The 14,364-nt window shown below is 66.4% G+C and carries 14 protein-coding genes; 9 read left to right on the forward strand and 5 right to left on the reverse strand.

Translation table 11 applies throughout. From position 1 onward, the window contains the following. Positions 1-105: 105 nt before the first annotated feature. Entirely contained in the window at positions 106-498 is a 393-nt protein-coding gene (locus QM467_RS00950) for a winged helix-turn-helix domain-containing protein (protein WP_283364407.1), read from the forward strand. Positions 499-592: 94 nt separating this feature from the next. Here the strand turns inward: QM467_RS00950 and QM467_RS00955 are convergent, their stop codons facing one another. Together QM467_RS00955 and QM467_RS00960 are read right to left on the reverse strand one after the other, a co-directional pair. Further along, the gene (locus QM467_RS00955; RefSeq protein WP_283364408.1) at positions 593-2,659 is read right to left on the reverse strand and encodes an ATP-dependent helicase; all 2,067 of its coding nucleotides are present in this window, start codon (positions 2,657-2,659) and stop codon (positions 593-595) included. 117 nt (positions 2,660-2,776) lie between these two features. After that, entirely contained in the window at positions 2,777-2,968 is a 192-nt protein-coding gene (locus tag QM467_RS00960; protein ID WP_283364409.1) for a hypothetical protein, read from the reverse strand. Positions 2,969-3,210: 242 nt separating this feature from the next. Between QM467_RS00960 and QM467_RS00965 the strand changes: the two genes are divergently transcribed. Beyond that, a complete protein-coding gene (locus QM467_RS00965; RefSeq protein WP_283364410.1) occupies positions 3,211-4,032 on the forward strand; it encodes a hypothetical protein in 822 nt (273 codons plus the stop codon). A 1-nt stretch (position 4,033) separates the two neighbouring features. Here QM467_RS00965 and QM467_RS00970 read toward each other — a convergent pair whose 3' ends face one another. The 3 genes from QM467_RS00970 to QM467_RS00980 all read right to left on the reverse strand — a co-directional run bounded on the left by QM467_RS00970 (position 4,034) and on the right by QM467_RS00980 (position 7,122). Next, positions 4,034-4,678, reverse strand: coding sequence for a MarC family NAAT transporter (locus tag QM467_RS00970; RefSeq protein WP_283364411.1), 645 nt, complete (start codon positions 4,676-4,678; stop codon positions 4,034-4,036). Positions 4,679-4,762: 84 nt separating this feature from the next. After that, a complete protein-coding gene (gene cydB, locus QM467_RS00975) occupies positions 4,763-5,764 on the reverse strand; it encodes a cytochrome d ubiquinol oxidase subunit II (protein ID WP_283364412.1) in 1,002 nt (333 codons plus the stop codon). Continuing rightward, entirely contained in the window at positions 5,761-7,122 is a 1,362-nt protein-coding gene (locus QM467_RS00980; protein ID WP_283364413.1) for a cytochrome ubiquinol oxidase subunit I, read from the reverse strand. Before QM467_RS00980 ends, cydB begins: the two co-directional genes overlap by 4 nt. Before the next feature lie 202 nt (positions 7,123-7,324). Between QM467_RS00980 and clcA the strand changes: the two genes are divergently transcribed. The 7 genes from clcA to QM467_RS01015 all read left to right on the forward strand — a co-directional run bounded on the left by clcA (position 7,325) and on the right by QM467_RS01015 (position 14,303). Beyond that, a complete protein-coding gene (gene clcA, locus QM467_RS00985; RefSeq protein ID WP_283364414.1) occupies positions 7,325-8,698 on the forward strand; it encodes a H(+)/Cl(-) exchange transporter ClcA in 1,374 nt (457 codons plus the stop codon). A 121-nt stretch (positions 8,699-8,819) separates the two neighbouring features. Further along, complete coding sequence (locus tag QM467_RS00990; protein WP_283364415.1) at positions 8,820-9,212, forward strand: hypothetical protein; 393 nt, start codon at positions 8,820-8,822, stop codon at positions 9,210-9,212. Positions 9,213-9,301: 89 nt separating this feature from the next. After that, positions 9,302-10,291 (forward strand): hypothetical protein, encoded by a 990-nt coding sequence (locus QM467_RS00995; protein WP_283364416.1) that lies wholly within the window; start codon positions 9,302-9,304, stop codon positions 10,289-10,291. 10 nt (positions 10,292-10,301) lie between these two features. Continuing rightward, positions 10,302-10,691, forward strand: coding sequence for a copper resistance protein CopC (locus tag QM467_RS01000; RefSeq protein WP_283364417.1), 390 nt, complete (start codon positions 10,302-10,304; stop codon positions 10,689-10,691). A 76-nt stretch (positions 10,692-10,767) separates the two neighbouring features. After that, positions 10,768-11,709, forward strand: coding sequence for a CopD family protein (locus QM467_RS01005; RefSeq protein WP_283364418.1), 942 nt, complete (start codon positions 10,768-10,770; stop codon positions 11,707-11,709). A 144-nt stretch (positions 11,710-11,853) separates the two neighbouring features. Next, positions 11,854-13,641: an acyl-CoA dehydrogenase gene (locus QM467_RS01010; RefSeq protein ID WP_283364419.1), complete on the forward strand. Its 1,788-nt coding sequence runs from the start codon at positions 11,854-11,856 to the stop codon at positions 13,639-13,641. Between the two features lie 143 nt (positions 13,642-13,784). Next, entirely contained in the window at positions 13,785-14,303 is a 519-nt protein-coding gene (locus QM467_RS01015) for a hypothetical protein (RefSeq protein ID WP_283364420.1), read from the forward strand. Positions 14,304-14,364 lie beyond the last annotated feature (61 nt).

The raw sequence follows: 14,364 nt of genomic DNA on the forward strand, positions 1-14,364 counted from the left end.
CGCTTGCGGCGGCGAAGCGCCCTGTTGATGCAGGCGCCCGGCGGCGGCATAAATGCGCCCGGGCGGCCGGTGGGGCCGCGACGCAATGGGGCAGGGCGCCGGCGAATGGACGATGACGATCAGAAAGTCGGCGCGCAGCTGCGCGTGATTGTCGCGCCGGGAATCTGGATCGGGCCGGGCAAGACGGCCCTGCTGCAGGGCATCAGGGAAACCGGCTCCATCTCGGCGGCCGGGCGCAGCATCGCCATGAGCTACAAGCGCGCCTGGTATCTGGTCGAGGCGATGAACAGCCATTTCGATGGCCCGCTGGTCGTCGCAAGCAAGGGCGGGCGGTCCGGCGGCGGCGCGCGGTTGACGCCGCTGGGCGAGGAAGTGCTCGCGGCCTTTCACGAAATGGAGGCGCTGGCTCAGCACGCAGTCGAGCCGGTGTTGCGGCGCCTGCAGGAGCGTGTCCGGCCGCGTGGCGAGGCCGCCGAGGCAGTCCCAAAAGGGGAGTGACTACAGCGCCTCGGCTATAAGGGTTGGACTCGATCCCTGCATTTTGCGTGACCGGCGCAATTGGCGCGGCAAGGGAATCATTGAGCGGGGGCGATTATCGCCACATGCCGCGCATCCGCGCGCCGAGGTCGATCCTGGTCCGGTGCGCCGGTCCGAGTCCGGCCGCTTCGGCGGCGGGCGGCGGCCACGACACCTTCTCGAAACCGTGCGTTAGGGCTTCGGGTATGAAGCGGCTGCGAGCGGCATAGACATGGCGGTCGCCGCGACTGTGCTGGCCATGGGTGAAGAAGCGCTGCGGGATCAACAAATGCAGGCGGTCCTTGGCCCGGGTCATGCCGACATAAAGCAGCCGCCGCTCCTCCTCGATCTCCGCGCTGGAGCCGGTGGCGAGATCCGAGGGGATGCAGCCGTCCACAACATTGAGCAGGAAGACCGATTTCCATTCCTGCCCCTTGGCGGAATGAATAGTCGAGAGGATGAGATAATCCTCGTCACGCAGCGGGACGCCGGCTTCGGCGCTGGTTGCGTCGGGCGGGTCGAGCGTCAGTTCGGTCAGGAAACGCTCGCGCGTTGGATAGGTCGCGGCGATCTGCTCCAGCTGGAGGAGGTCGATCTGCCGAGTCGCGGCGTCCTCGTGCAGGCGTTCGAGATGCGGCTCGTACCAGGCGCGGGCGCGGCCGAGCGCGGCGGGCCAGACCGCCTCGGCCCCGTGCAGGTCCTGCACGGCGGCGACGAAGCGCGGCCAGAAATCGCCAGCCTTTACGGGCGCGGGCAGGGCGGCCAGCGCCGCGACGGGGTCGCTGTGCGCGCTGATCTCCTCCAGCGCGCGCCGGGCGATGGAAGGCCCGACGCCCGGCAGGATCTGCAACAGGCGAAAGCCGGAAATGCGGTCGCGCGGGTTCTGGGCGAAGCGCAGCAGCGCCAGCAGGTCTTTGACATGGGCGCTGTCGAGGAATTTCAGCCCGCCGAATTTCACAAAGGGAACGTTGCGCCGGGTCAGCTCCACTTCCAGCGGGCCGCTGTGATGGGCGGCGCGGAACAGCACGGCCTGCGACTTGAGCTTTTCGCCGGCTTCGCGCGCCTCCAGCACCTTTTCGACGATGTAATTCGCCTGATCGGTCTCGTCGCGCACGACGACCAGCGCGGGCAACTGCGCGGAGGCGCGCTCCGTCCAGAGATTTTTGGCGAAACGCTCCTTGGCCAGCCCGATCACGCCATTGGCGGCAGCGAGGATGGGCTGGGTCGAGCGGTAATTGCGGTCGAGCGTGACAATCTCGGCGGGCGGCGCGAACTGGCCGGGAAAGTCCAGAATGTTCCGCACATCCGCCGCGCGGAAGGAATAGATCGACTGGGCGTCGTCGCCGACGACGGTGAGGCCGCGTCCGTCCGGCTTCAGGCCAGTGAGGATCGAGGCCTGCAGGCGATTGGTGTCCTGATATTCATCGACCAGCACATGGTCGAAACGCGCGCTCATTTCGGCGGCAAGCGCCGGTTCTGCGGCCATCTGCGCCCAATAGAGCAGCAGGTCGTCGTAATCGAGGATGTTCTGCGCCTGCTTGGCCTCGACATAGGCCGCGAACATCGCGCGCAGTTGGTCGCTCCAGCCCGCGCACCAAGGGAAATGCTTGCCCAGAACCTCGTCGAGCGGCAGTTCGGAATTGACGGCCCGGGAATAGATGGCGAGGCAGGTCGCCTTGGTCGGAAAGCGCTTTTCCGTTTTCGAGAAGCCGAGGTCGTGGCGCACGAGATTCAGCAGGTCGGCGCTATCCTCGCGGTCGTGGATGGTGAAATCCGGATCGAGTCCGATCAACGGCGCATATTCACGCAGCAGCCGCGCGCCGATCCCATGAAAAGTGCCGGCCCAGGCAAGCGCGTCGGTCAGCGCGCCGGACTTGGCGCCGAGGGCTTCTGCGCAGATGCGCTGCACGCGCCCGCACATTTCGGACGCCGCACGGCGCGAAAAAGTCATCAGCAAGATGCGGCGCGGATCCGCGCCCGTGGCGATCAGATGGGCGACGCGATGCGCCAGCGTATTGGTTTTGCCCGAGCCGGCGCCGGCGATGACCAGCAGGGGCCCGCCAGACAAGGCGCCGCCACCGTCGAATTCAACGGCCCGGCGCTGCTCCGCATTGAGTTTGCCGAGATAGGCGGCCGCGCTCACCCCTTGCTCCCATCCTGCGAATCATGTCGCGTTCAATCGAACATAATACGAACAGCAGGAAGCGGAAAGCGGCGCGTGGACGCCACCGCCGGAACGGGCCGGCGGCGACGGCGAGCCTCAATAGCCGTGGCGGCGGTTGACGCGGCGCGCGGTGCGGCGGGTCGAGCGGTGCGCGGCGCCGACGGCGGTCACTGTCTTGGTCGGCTGGACGCCGACGACGGTCGCTTCTTGGGAGACGAGAACAGGCAAGGCGGCGACGGGCTCGGCGAGCAGGGCGAGAGCGCCGAGGGCAAAGAGAAATTTTTTCATATTTGATCTCCCAAGTGATGATTTTCGTGATGATTTTCGAAGCGATTTGCCGGGATTGGAATGCGGGGTGGGATTGCAAGCTGTCGCGAGACAGCCAGTCAAGCTCAACCTTGTTTTATGTCGTTTTGGCAAGGCGCCGGAGGCGCAAATTCCAAACGCATGCGCAGAGCCGAAGTTCCGCGCGAAAAACGGCGGCGATCTTGCTTGTCTTCCGGCGGCTGCGGCGATTTTCGGTCGGGACAATGAGCGAGCAAACCTGCGTTCTGGTGCTTGGAATGGGACCTTTGGCCTCGACGGCGGCGCGTCTGCTGCTGCTGGCCGGCTATTCGGTTGCGATTCATCAGGCCGACGACCCGAAAATCCTGCGCCGCAAGATGTCTTTCGCCGATTCCTGGGCGGGCGGACGCGCTTGTCTCGACGGCGTGGAAGCGCGGATGACCCGGCGCGAGCGCGAATTTTTGGCGGGTTTGCGCCAAAAAAGCTTCATTCCTGTCCTCGCGCGCCCGATCGCCGGGGCGGTCGAGCGTTGGCCGTGGGATGTGATCGTCGATGGCAGCCGTGAAAGCGGAAGCGCCATGGTCCCGGACACCTTCGATGCTCCCTTCCGCGTCGGCCTTGGGCTGGGGCCTGTGGCGGGCGAGGATTGCGACCTCGTGATCGCAACGGACGGGCCGGACCCGGGCGCCGTTATCCGGACGGGGAGCGCGCCAGACGCCCAAGCCCGGGGCGAGATCGGCTTCTTCACGGGCGGATCGGCCGAGGCGCCGCATCAGGGGCGGTTCCGGGCGGAGCGCGAGATCGGCGAAATGGTTTCCCGCGGCGATCTGCTCGGCCATATCGGCGAGACGGCGATCGCGGCGCCGCGCGCCGGGCGTCTGGTCGGGCTGCGCCGGCCCGGGGCCGCGGTCGCCGAGGGCGAGGCTCTGGCCGAGGTCGCGCTCGATCCGCTGACGCCTTTTTCCGGCGTCGGCAGGCCCGAGCAGGCCATCGCCCGCGCGGTGCTGCTGGCGGTTCAGATGGAGCTGAACGGCTGGGCGCCGGTGGAACTGAGGGGGCTGGTCTGAATCAGCCGGCCGTCTTGAACAGCGGCACGAAGAAATCGCTCGTTCCAATCAGCACGAATTGCACGCCGATGCAGATCAGCAGGAAGCCGAACATGCGGGTCATGGCGTCGATGCCGTTCGGGCCGAGGAAGCGCACAAGGACGATAGAGCCGCGCAGCACCAGCCAGGTGAACAAAGTGGTCAGGGCGATGCCAATCAGCACGATGACATTGCCCAGCGCGATCCTGTCATCGGGGATTTGCGCCGAAGTGGCCAGCACCACGGAAATCGAGCCCGGTCCGCTCAACGAGGGCATGGCGAGCGGGGAGAAGGCGATGTCCTTCTGGGTCGCGACCTTCTCGCCGGCCGGGGCGCTCGGCGGGAAGACCATGCGGAAGCCGAGTGTCGAGACCAGAAGTCCGCCCGCGATGCGGATGCCGGGCAGGGAAATGCCGAAAAAGCCGATGATGAACCGGCCCGCGATCAGGAAGGTCGCGAGGATGCAGAAGGCGTAGATACAGCCAAGCAGGGTCTGCCGGTTGCGCTCTTCCGCGGTCATGCCGGCGGTGAGCGCGATGAGCAGCGGGGCCGTGCTGAACGGGTTCATGATCGGCAGCAGGCCGGCGATCACCAGAAGCACGAGTTCGATAAATCTGAAGGCGGTCATATCCGGTCCTCGGCCAACGCCCTGCGGGGCGCCTTCGCATGGCGGCTTGCGGCGCTGACGTCAAGCCCCGCACGAGCTCCGGGATCAGTGGCCCTTGATCCGCAACTTTCCCCAAAACACGGCGTGGACGACCACCGAATAGATCAGGACGACCGGCAGAGCGACAAGCCCGGCGCCCCAGAACAGGAAGGACAGCGAGGATTCCGGCGCCGCCGCGCTGGCTACCGTTACGCTATAGGGGATCATGTAGGGCCAGAAGGCCGCAGCGAGAAACCCGAAGGCTGAGAGGAAAAACAGGATAGTGAAGGCGAAGGGCTGGCCGTCGCGGCGCGCCTTGACCCCGCGCAGCGCTCCAAAGATCGAGAGGGCGCCGGCAAGCGCAAAAAGGGCGGCCCATGGCCGGTCCGCCAACCGCGCGACCACGCCTTCGGCCTGGACCAGCGTCACGATCGTGGCGAGAAAGAGCGTCGCCGCCATGCCCCCGGCGAGAAAAGGCGCGCGCTGATACGCCCAGTCGCGCAGGCGGGTCGGCGATTTGAGGATCAGCCAGCCGGCGCCGAGCAGGCCATAGCCGAACATGAGGCCGATGCCGCACAGCACGGGCAGGGGCCGCAGCCATTCGAACGCCCCGCCGGCATATTGATTGTCCTTGACCGGAATGCCGAGGATCATCGCCCCGACGGCGGCGCCCTGAACGAAGGCGACAAGGCCCGAACCGATCCAGAAACCGGCGCTCCACAGGCTCGACGGCCCGCCGCGCCCGCGAAACTCGAACGCCACGCCCCGGAACATCAAGCCGAACATCAGCAATAGAACGGGGAAATAGAACGCGGGCAGGAAAATCGCATAGACGGCGGGAAAAGCCGCGAAAAGCGAGGCGCCGACGACGATCAGCCAGGTCTCGTTGCCGTCCCAGTATGGCGAGATCGACCCCATCATCTCGTCGCGTAGTTCGGGATCGCGCGTCGCGCCGAACAACATGCCGACGCCGAGATCGAAGCCGTCGAGAACGACGTAAACGATAATGGAGAAGGCGATGGCCCCGGCCCAGAACAGGGCGAGGTCGGAAGGCGCGGCGGGGCTCATTGCACGGGCTCCGTGTCGAGGCCATAGCCCGCGGCAGGCGGCGTCTTGCGCGTCAGCCCGTCGCGCATCAGGCGATAGAAATAGACCACGCCGAAGGCGTAGATGAGGGAATAGACGAGGATGTAGCCGGCGAGGGAGGCCAGCACCATGGGTGTCGAAAGCGAAGGCGTCACGGCGTCTTTGGTGCGCAGCAGGCCATAGACCACCCAGGGCTGCCGGCCGACTTCGGCGGTGAACCAGCCGGCGAGCACGGCGACGAACCCGGTGGGGAAGGACAGGAAGGTCAGCCAGAGGAACCAGCGCTCGTCCTCCAGCCGCCCCAGCGCGCGCAGGATCACGCCGCCCCAGGAAATGGCCAGCATCACGAGCGCCATGCCGACCATGATGCGGAAGGTCCAGAATGGTATGAGCACGGGCGGACGGTCCTGGGCCGGGAAGGAGTCGACGCCAACTTCCTTCGAATCCCAGGTCCCGGTGGCGATGAAGCTGCCGAGGCGCGGAATGGATATCGCGTAGAGATTGCGCCCGGCGGTTTCGTCCGGCCAGCCGACCAGCACTTCCGCCGCGGGCTGCTCGTCATGCCAGCGCGCCTCGATCGCCGCGAATTTGGCGGGCTGGTATTTGTGGACGATGTCTCCGGCGAGATGGCCGAACAGAATCTGCGCGGGGATCAGCACGGCGGCGAGGCCCAGGCCCCAGTCCAGCATCACCCGCGATTCCTCCCAGGCCGTTCCGCGCAGGCGATGCCAGGCCCCCGTCGCCGCGACGCACATGCTGGTGGTGAGGAAGGCGCCGAACAGCATATGCGGCCAGCGGATGCGCTGGACCGGGCCGAGCAGAATTGTCTTCCAGTCGTCGGGGATCAGCTTGCCGTCAACGATCGTATGGCCGAGCGGGACCTGCATCCAGCTGTTGTTGCACAGGATCCAGTAGGACGAGAGCATCGTCCCGAGCGCGACCATGCAGCAGGAGAAGAAATAGAACCAGGGCGGGATCCTGTCGCGCCCCAGCAGCATGATTCCGAAGAAGGAGGCCTCGAGCAGGAAGGCGGTGAAGGCCTCATAGCCGAGCAGCGGCCCCTGGATGGAGCCGGTGCGCTCCGACAGCGCGCTCCAATTCGTGCCGAACTGGAACGCCATGACGATGCCGCTGACCACGCCCATGGCGAAGGAAAGGGCGAAGACCTTGAGCCAGAAATCGAACACGCGCCGGTAAACCGGGTTTCCCGTCGCCATCGACATGCCCTCGATGGTCGCGAGCCACGCCGCGAGGCCGATGGTGAAGGAGGGAAAGATGATGTGGAAGCTGACCACGAAGGCGAATTGAATTCGGGACAGGAGGACGGGGTCGAGTTCCATTCGCGGACTTCCGAAACGTCGCTGCGGAAACGGGCCGAATTTACGGCCCTTTTTCGACAGCCCGATGAAGAACTTGATCGCATCGGAACGAGTGCGCCCGCCGCTGTCAAATCAAATTTCGCGCTGCGGCGCCCGACTTGCGGCCGCGTCTTCTTTGCTGTCAAGATGAAGGCGGATGTTTGGCGGCGGCGGAGCGGCTGGGATGAGCAGAATGCCGCAGGACGGCGGGCGAACGGATGACGAAACGCGCGGCCTCGCCACGTTGGCGCTGCTGGCGCTGGCGACCGGCGGCGCCGCCGGCCTGATCGGCGCGATCTTCCGCCTTGCGCTGAACCGGGCGGATGTCTTTCGCGATTCGACGCTCGCCTGGATGCATGGCCGATCCGCCTCCGGCTTTCTGGCTGTCGTGCTTCTTTGCGGCGCCGCGACGGCGCTTGCGGTTTGGCTGGCGCGGCGTTTCTCGCCCCATGCGGCGGGCAGCGGCATCCCCCATGTCGAGGCGGTCCTGCACGGCGAGGCCGCGCCCGCGCCTTTCCGGCTGCTGCCGGTCAAGTTTTTCGGCGGCCTGCTCGCCATCGGCTCGGGATTGGCCTTGGGCCGCGAGGGGCCGAGCGTGCAGATGGGCGCGAGCCTCGCTCATCAGGTCGGGCGCCTGTTCGGCCTGGACGCCGCGGATTGCCGGGTGCTGCTCGCGGCGGGCGCGGGCGCGGGCCTCGCCACGGCCTTCAACGCGCCCATCGCCGGCGCGGTCTTCGTGCTGGAGGAACTGGCGCAAAGATTCGAGCGCCGCATGGCCATCGCGGCCCTCGGGGCCTCTGCGACGGCCATCGCGCTGGCGCGGCTTCTGCTCGGCGACGCGCCGGATTTTCAGGTCGCGGCGCTCCTGCCGGTTTCCGCCGGGGCGCGGATTCTGTACCTTGTCGCGGGCGGCGTCGCGGGCGCGCTGGCCGTCGCCTATAATCGCACGCTGCTCGCGACACTGGCCTTTTGCAACGGGCTGACCCTGATTCCGCCGGTTTTACGCGCGGCGGGGATTGGGGGCGGCGTGGGGGCGCTGGCCTGGTTTGCGCCTTCGCTGGTCGGCGGCGGCGACGCGCTCACCCAGAGTGCGCTGCTCGGTCACGGCGATCTCATTGGTCTCGGCCTGGTCTTTCTGGCGCGGTTTGGCCTCGGGGCGATCTCTTACGCCGCCGGGGCGCCGGGAGGGCTGTTCGCGCCCTTGCTGACGCTCGGCGCGCAATCGGGCCTGATGTTCGGCCTCTTGTGCAAGGCGCTGTTTCCCGGCGCCGGAATCGAGCCCGAATCCTTTGCGCTTGTTGGCATGGCGGCCTTTTTCACGGGCGTCGTCCGCGCGCCTTTGACCGGCATTGTGCTGGTGACGGAAATGACCGCCAACACCAGTTTGCTGCTGCCGATGCTCGGCGCCTGTTTCACCGCCATGCTCATCCCGAACTTGGTTCGCAACGAGCCGATCTATGACTCGCTGCGCATCCTGACGCTGCGGCGCGAGCGCGCCATCGCGGCGGAATGCGGAGGCGGGCGACGCGAGAGGGCGGCAGGCGGCGGCGAGAGCTGAGGCGCTCGTTTGTGTCCTTCAGGCGACAGGCGGCGGCGGAATCAAGGGCGAGATGCGAAAGTCTTTGAATTCGCCGGCAAAAGCGCCAAAGCTATGGGCTGCGACAAGGGCAGGGCTTCATTTGACGCGGGGGCTGGCGAAAAACAGGCGCGACATTTTCCGGCGGGCGTGGCTCGTCCGGCTGATCGCGCTCGTCTTCGCTCTGCAGTCGATCGGCCTGTTCCTCACGCCCGCGCGGACTGCGATGGCGGCGGAAGCCGAAATGGCCGCGATGGCCATGCCCGATTGCCCACATCATGACAAGCAGGGGAAGGGCCACGATCATGGTTCGTCGGAGTCCTGTCCGATGTGCCAGACGCTCGGCTGCGCCCTTGCCGGCGCGGCGCTTCCCGACCTTGTCGCGCGCGCCAATCAACGCCTGATCGGCCTTCTGGCCCTGCCGGCGCCGCAGCTGTCGCCGCGCGCGCCGCCGCTGCAATCGCCGCCGCCGCGCGGCCCTCCGGATTTCGTCTGAACATCGCGTAGCAACGCTTTTTCGCGGGCGCCGTCCTTTGGGCGCGCGCCGCCTGCCGTTTGGCGGCCAGACCAGATCAAAAGACCGAAATGAACGCTTCCTATCCCACGCGCGCGCCACGCCGCGCGCCCCGAACCCATGTCCTCGCCGCCTGCGCGGCCTTGCTCGCGGGCGCCTCGCAAGCCCAGGCCCACACCATCGTCGGCGACCGCGTCTTTCCCGCGACGCTGGCCATCGACGACCCCGGCGTCAATGACGAGCTGAACCTGCCGACCTTCGCTTACATGACCGCCGCCAATCCCGACGGCTCGCCAGGCTCGATCAATTATTCGCTCAGCTGGGAATATTCCAAGACCATCACGGCCAATCTCGCGCTGTCGGTCGGATCTTCAGGCTATAACTGGCTGCAGCGTCCCAATGCGTCCGGCTGGGGCAATATCGAAACCCAGCTCAAATATGTCATGTGGCAGGACGCCAAATCCGAGTCGATCGTCGCGACCGCAGTCAGCGCCGAATGGGGAAATACCGGCAGCCCGCAAAGCGCCTCGCTGCCCTCCGATCCAGTGACGACGGTGACCTTCAAGCTCTTCGCGGGCAAGGGGTTTGGCGACGCCTCCGCCGATTGGCTGAAGCCCTTCGCCATCACCGGCGAAGTTGATTTCACCGTGCCGACCCGCTCCTCCAATTCCGACGGCAGCCTCAACCCGACCACCGTCACCTATGGCGCGACGCTGCAATACAGCCTGCTGTATATGAACGCCCATGTGCGGGAAGCGCCGGAACTGTTCCGCCGGCTGATCCCCGCCTTCGAGGCGGTCTTCACCACGCCCGTGTCCAATCTGGAGCCGTCCATTCCCGGCGAATTCGGAACCAATGTGACGACCGGCGTGGTCGGGCCGACGCTTTATTACGTCGGCAATTCCTTCCAGCTCGGCGTCATGGCGCAGATTCCGATCAATTCGGCGAGCGGAGCCCATGTCGGCGTGATGGCGTCGGTGGATTTCTATCTGGACGACATCGCGCCCAATTCCATCGGCAAGCCCCTGTTCGGCGCGCCGCAGGCGCGCGGCCGTTACTGAGGAGGGCATCATGAAAAAACAGCGTTTTACCTTCATCGCTGCGGCGCTCGCCGCGGCTCTGGCCGTTCCCGCGGTTCTCTTTGCGCCGGCGGCCTGGGCGCACGCCATGCTGGACCACGCCGTCCCGGCCGTTGGCGGGACGACGCAAGGCTCGCCGGGTGAATTGCGGATCGCCTTCACGCAAAACATCGTAGCGTCCTTCTCGGGCGCCGAGCTCAAGACCGCCGACGGCGCGGCCATTCCCACCGGAAAGGCCATTGTCGATCCGGCGAGCCCGAACGTGCTGCGCGCGCCGATCGGACAAAAGCTGAAACCGGGGCTCTATATCGTGACCTGGCATGTGGTTTCGGTCGATTCCCATCGCAGCTCCGGCTCGTACAAATTCACGGTCGCGCCGTGAATTCGCGCGGCGCCGGCCCGGCCTCGCCGCCGGTCCGGCCCCGGCTTCCGGCGCGAAAGAGAAGCGGGGCGGGATCATGGATGGCTTGAGCGCCACGGATGGAAGCGAGAGCTTCCCGATCCTGCCCCTGCTCGTTCTGGCGCGGTGGGTTCATTTCGCGTCCGTTTTCATCCTGTTCGGGTCGCCCCTCTTCTGGCTTGGCATGAAGGGCGGATTTTTTTGCGCACGCCGCTCCACGGACGGTCTTCTGCGATGGGCGGCCCCCGTCGCCGCTGCGTCCGGGCTGGTCTGGCTTGGCGCGCTCATCGCCAATATGGCGGGCGGATTCGACAAGCTGTTTGATCGCGAAACGCTGACTCTCTTCTTTTTCGAGACCCAGTTCGGCCCGGTCGCTTTCCTTCGCCTGTTTTTGCTGGGCGGCGCCGTCGCCGTCGCGGCCGCGCCCCGGCGGGCGTGGCGGGCCGCGCTGATGGGAATCGGCGCGCTTCTGCTGATCGATCAGGCCTGGCTCGGCCATGCGGCCGAGGGCGGGGCCGGACTCTGGGGCGCGCTGATGATTTTTTTCTATAGCGCGCATGTCCTCGCCGCCGCGGCCTGGCTTGGCGGACTGCCGTCGCTGTTTTTCGTGCTGAAAGCGGCGCAGGGGCCGTGCGGGGCGGAGGAGGCCGGCAATCCCGTCGCCGCCCTCACGCATTTTTCCGTGCTGGCCCTGCCGGCGGTGGGGCTGATCCTCGTCAGCGGCGCTGGCAATGTCGGCTTCCGTGTCGGCCTGTCGCTGAACGCGCTGTTTCTGGCCGATTACGGCTATGTTCTCTGCGCCAAAGCCGCGCTGGTCGCCGCCATGCTTGCGCTCGCGGGGTACAATCGCTTTGTCGCCCTGCCGCGCTTGCAGGAGTCTCGCGCGCCCGGCGAGGCCGCGCTGGCGATCCTTCACGTGAGCGTTGGCTGCGAGCTCGCGTTGGGCCTGCTCGTCCTCGGCGCGGCGGCGCTGCTCGGCGTCACGCCGCCGCCGCAATAGCGGGCCGCGTTAGGCAAAAGAGGAATGTCGCGGCGGTTGAGTTCGCGGAACGCGAGGATTAGCTTGGCGCGCGGTTGGCCTGCGCCGGCCTGAAGATTTTGAAAAAATCGTCGCCGCCGCGACGTTTCCCCGGAGTTTCCCGCCATGACCGCCTATCAAGCGCCGATCCGCGACATGATTTTCGCGATGAAGGAAATCGGCGGCCTTGCCCGGATCGCCGCCCTTCCGGGCAATGAGGAAGTGTCGGACGACCTGATCGAGGCGATCTTCGAAGAGGCGCGCAAATTCGCCAGCGACGTGCTGGCGCCTCTGAACCATCCCGGCGACAAGCAGGGCTGCGTCTGCAAGGACGGCGTGGTGACGACGCCCGACGGCGTCAAGGAGGCTTATGCCGCCTTCTGCGAGAACGGCTGGAACGCCATGCCCGCCTCGCTCGAACATGGCGGCCAGGGCTTGCCGGCCCTCGTCTCCACGCCGGTGCTGGAAATGTGGACGGCGGCGAATCTGGCTTTTTCCCTGTGCCAGATGCTGACGCTCGGCGCCACTGCCGCCATCGACCATCACGGCTCGGACGCCCAGAAGGCGCTTTATCTGCCGAACATGGTCGCCGGGACCTGGACCGGCACGATGAACCTCACCGAGCCGCAGGCAGGGTCCGACCTCGCCGCCGTGCGCACCCGCGCGGTCCCGGACGGCGATGGCTATCGCATCACCGGCACCAAGATTTTCATCACCTGGGGCGAGAATGACGTCGCCGAGAACATCATTCATCTCGTGCTCGCCCGCCTGCCCGACGCCCCTCCCGGCGTGAAGGGCATCTCGCTTTTCATCGTGCCCAAATTTCTCGTCAATGAGGATGGCTCGCTCGGCGCCCGCAACGACCTCGTGTGCGCCTCGATCGAGCACAAGCTCGGCATTCACGGCAGCCCGACGGCGGTGATGTCCTTCGGCGAGAAGGAAGGCGCCATCGGCTATCTGGTCGGCGAGGCCAATCGTGGCCTCGAATATATGTTCACGATGATGAACCACGCCCGTCTCAATGTTGGGCTCGAAGGCGTCGCCATCGCGGAGCGCGCGTTCCAGCAGGCGCGCGACTACGCCCTTCAACGCATTCAGGGCCGGCCGATCGGCGCCCAGACGGGCGCGCCCATCGCCTATCATCCCGACGTCAAGCGCATGCTGCTCGACATGAAATCGCGTGTCGACGCGATGCGGGCTTTGGCCTATTTCGCCGCCGGCCAGATGGATATCGCGCAGGCTTCGCCGGACAAGACAGAGGCCGCCGCCGCCCAGGCGCTGGTCGATCTGATGATCCCCGTGGTGAAGGGCTGGTGCACGGAAAGCGCGGTCGAGATCGCCTCGATTGGCGTGCAGGTCCATGGCGGCATGGGTTTCATCGAGGAAACGGGCGCCGCCCAGCATTTCCGCGACGCCCGCATCACGCCGATCTATGAGGGGACGACGGCGATCCAGGCGCTGGACCTTGTCGGCCGCAAGATCGCGCGCGACGGCGGCGCGGCGGCGGGCCGGCTGATCCAGGACATCGAGGCGACGGCGGCCGAATTGTCCGGCGCGGCGCAGCCGGAAATCGCGGCGCTTGGGCAGGCGCTGAAGGCGCCCGCCGCGCGGCTGAAGGATTCGGTGGAATGGGTGCTGGCCACCCACGGGGCCGCGCCCGCGCAGACCGCCTCGGCCGCCGTGCCGCTGCTCCATCAGTTTGGCGTCGCCATCGGCTTCTGGCTGCTAGCGCGCCAGGCGGCGCGGGCGGCGCAATTGCTTGGTGAGAATGGCGCGGATGCGACCTTCTTGCGCGGCAAGATCGCGCTCGCCCGGCATTTCGCCGGCCATGTCCTGCCGCATGCGGAAGGCTATTTCCTGGCGGCGACGCAGGGCGCGGCAAGCGTCGCGGCGTTTGACGTCGCGGCGATTTGAGGCCGCCAAATGGCGACCCTCGCCATGAAAGCGACCCTCCCAAATAGTTGAATATTTCCGGGCGCGGCATCGCGGCATTATTGCGGCCGCGCCACGGATATCGACTGTCCCGAACATTCGGGCGGAAGCGGAGGAAGAAACGAATGAAAAGAAAACTATTCGCGCGAATGGCTCTGATCGCCGCGCTCATTTCCTTCCTTCCGGCACAGTCCGAAGCCTTTGGAATCCCTGGCGTTCATCCGACGGCGGATTTCGACGACCAGATCGTTCTGGCGCGGCGTGGCGGCGGCCCTCGCGGCGGGGGCATGCATCGTGGCGGAAATATCAATCGCAACGTCAATGTGAACCGGAACGTTCGCGGGAACGTCAACCGCAATGTCAACGTCAACCGGAACGTGAACCGGAATGTGAACGTCAACCGCAATGTGCACGTCAACCGCGGCCTTTATCGGGGTCCAAACGTCCGTTATCGTGGCGGGGTGTGGGTCCGGCCGCGCACTTATTGGTGGCCCGCCGGCGGCGCCATCGCTGCGGGCGCGGCTCTGGGCGTCATCGCAGCCGCAAGCGCCGCGTCCTGGGCCGGCTCGCCTCCCGGCCCGAATTATTGCTGGTTCTATACCGATTCGACGCGCAGGAACGGCTTCTGGGACCTCTGCCCGTAACCCAGCTTCAAAAGGGCTTTCGCGACCCGTCGTCCTCCGCCTCCGGGCGGAGGACGTTTTA

The sequence above is a fragment of the Rhodoblastus sp. 17X3 genome (assembly GCF_030056575.1).
Classification (GTDB): Bacteria; Pseudomonadota; Alphaproteobacteria; order Rhizobiales; family Beijerinckiaceae; genus Rhodoblastus.

Bases quoted from the DNA above. Each gene is read 5' to 3' on its own strand.
- QM467_RS00980 (WP_283364413.1), bottom strand. From the start codon at position 7,122: ATGGAACTCGACCCCGTCCTCCTGTCCCGAATTCAATTCGCCTTCGTG.
- QM467_RS00995 (WP_283364416.1), top strand. From the start codon at position 9,302: ATGAACGCTTCCTATCCCACGCGCGCGCCACGCCGCGCGCCCCGAACC.
- cydB (WP_283364412.1), bottom strand. From the start codon at position 5,764: ATGAGCCCCGCCGCGCCTTCCGACCTCGCCCTGTTCTGGGCCGGGGCC.
- QM467_RS01000 (WP_283364417.1), top strand. From the start codon at position 10,302: ATGAAAAAACAGCGTTTTACCTTCATCGCTGCGGCGCTCGCCGCGGCT.
- clcA (WP_283364414.1), top strand. From the start codon at position 7,325: ATGAGCAGAATGCCGCAGGACGGCGGGCGAACGGATGACGAAACGCGC.
- QM467_RS01015 (WP_283364420.1), top strand. From the start codon at position 13,785: ATGAAAAGAAAACTATTCGCGCGAATGGCTCTGATCGCCGCGCTCATT.
- QM467_RS01010 (WP_283364419.1), top strand. From the start codon at position 11,854: ATGACCGCCTATCAAGCGCCGATCCGCGACATGATTTTCGCGATGAAG.
- QM467_RS00960 (WP_283364409.1), bottom strand. From the start codon at position 2,968: ATGAAAAAATTTCTCTTTGCCCTCGGCGCTCTCGCCCTGCTCGCCGAG.
- QM467_RS01005 (WP_283364418.1), top strand. From the start codon at position 10,768: ATGGATGGCTTGAGCGCCACGGATGGAAGCGAGAGCTTCCCGATCCTG.
- QM467_RS00950 (WP_283364407.1), top strand. From the start codon at position 106: ATGGACGATGACGATCAGAAAGTCGGCGCGCAGCTGCGCGTGATTGTC.
- QM467_RS00965 (WP_283364410.1), top strand. From the start codon at position 3,211: ATGAGCGAGCAAACCTGCGTTCTGGTGCTTGGAATGGGACCTTTGGCC.
- QM467_RS00970 (WP_283364411.1), bottom strand. From the start codon at position 4,678: ATGACCGCCTTCAGATTTATCGAACTCGTGCTTCTGGTGATCGCCGGC.